The sequence below is a fragment of the Paenibacillus forsythiae T98 genome, from assembly GCF_000520735.1.
GTDB classification, from domain to species: domain Bacteria; phylum Bacillota; class Bacilli; order Paenibacillales; family Paenibacillaceae; genus Paenibacillus_AQ; species Paenibacillus_AQ forsythiae.
In genome coordinates, this window is record NZ_ASSC01000127.1 from 1 (window position 1) to 1,087 (window position 1,087).

2 protein-coding genes and 1 pseudogene are annotated in these 1,087 nt (G+C 58.9%); 2 read left to right on the forward strand and 1 reads right to left on the reverse strand.

The annotated features are described in order from the left end of the window. Together L692_RS0104625 and L692_RS0104630 are read left to right on the forward strand one after the other, a co-directional pair. Positions 1 to 311 (forward strand): threonine/serine exporter family protein (locus L692_RS0104625; RefSeq protein WP_025697617.1); only part of this gene is annotated, 311 nt, incomplete at its 5' end. 20 nt (positions 312 to 331) lie between these two features. Continuing rightward, positions 332 to 757 carry a threonine/serine exporter family protein gene (locus L692_RS0104630; protein WP_269636712.1) on the forward strand — a complete coding sequence of 142 codons (426 nt, stop codon included), beginning with the start codon at positions 332 to 334 and terminating at the stop codon, positions 755 to 757. Between the two features lie 95 nt (positions 758 to 852). Here L692_RS0104630 and L692_RS32390 read toward each other — a convergent pair. Then, positions 853 to 1,087: pseudogene (locus L692_RS32390) on the reverse strand (Na+/H+ antiporter); the annotation flags it as partial.

Sequence of the window (1,087 nt, forward strand, 5' to 3'; positions counted from 1 at the left end):
CGGGGCTTGGCTACGCCGCCGTTGTTTATTTGCAAAGGCTCGTGCAAATTAAATTTTTTGCCGAGCTTACCGCGTCCGCTCTGATCGGGCTGCTGTCCTTTCTGTTCGTTCAAGCTAGCGCCGGGGCGGAGACGGACAAGATTATCATCGGCTCGGTCATGCCGCTCGTACCGGGACTGCTGATTACGAACGCCGTCAGGGATCTGATGGCCGGCCACCTGATATCGGGACTGTCCAAGGGAGCCGAGGCGTTCCTGACCGCTTTTGCCATCGGAACCGGGATCGGACTTGTGCTGTCCTTCGTTTCGTAGTCTTACTCAAGAGGAGAACAATCATGATTCTGCAGCTTATTGCCAGCTTTATCGCCTCCGCCATGTTCTGCATTCTGTTCAATACACCCAAACGCACGCTCTTTCAATGCGGGCTGGCCGGAATGCTGGGCTGGATGGTATACCTGCTGCTCGATCCCCAGTGGAAATCCGTCGTGGCCACCTTCTTCGCCACAGTGATCGTCGGGGCGGTCAGCCAGATTTTTGCCAGATCATTCAAAATGCCGGTCATCATCTTCAGCGTAGGCGGCATTATTCCGCTCGTGCCGGGCGGCCTCGCTTACGATGCCATGCGCCGGTTCGTCGAAGACGATTATGCGACCGCGATGCAGGCCGCCGTTCAGGCTTTTCTGCTCTCGGGAGCCATCGCCACGGGGCTGGTGCTCAGCGAGGTGCTAGGGCAGATGTTCCGCCGCAGCAGGGGCTGAGAGCCTTCGCGGATAATGTCCGCTCTGAATCAATCCAAAGGCCGCCCTTCCCTGAACCCAAGGTCCAGGGAAGGGCGGCTCTTCGCGGCTCATCTCTAATCTTCCCAAATCGACATTTCCAGCTCATCCACAAACCAGCGCAATTGGGCGGTGGCTCTGCGTCCCAGGGTTCCGTCCTCAAACATCCGCTGCACCGCGTCGCGCTGCTCCTGGATCGCTTCAAGCTTCCACCCCAGCTGCCTGTCTTCCTGCTCGGCCACATTCCCTGCCTGGCCGTTCAGACGGTCAATCATCGAGCCGTAGCGTGCGGCCACGCGGCCGTAACCGTCC